We start from the raw sequence: 224 nt of genomic DNA on the forward strand, positions 1-224 counted from the left end.
CAGGGCGTGCTGAAGAATCCGCACTCGTTCATCAACTCGACGCCGCACATGAGCTTCGTGTGGGGCGACGACAACGTCCGCTTCCTGAAGAAGCGCTACGAAGCGCTGCAGGCGAGCCCGCTGTTCCGCGGCATGCAGTATTCGGAAGACTACGACCAGATCAAGCAGTGGGTGCCGCTGATGATGGAAGGCCGCGACCGCAACCAGAAGGTCGCGGCAACGTG

General features: G+C 61.6%; 1 protein-coding gene. It reads left to right on the plus strand.

The annotated features are described in order from the left end of the window. Window positions 1-224: malate:quinone oxidoreductase (locus tag NLF92_RS13985; protein ID WP_254102882.1), on the plus strand; the 224-nt coding region annotated here is incomplete at both ends.

Source organism: Opacimonas viscosa (assembly GCF_024199005.1).
Taxonomy (GTDB): Bacteria; Pseudomonadota; Gammaproteobacteria; order Enterobacterales; family Alteromonadaceae; genus Opacimonas; species Opacimonas viscosa.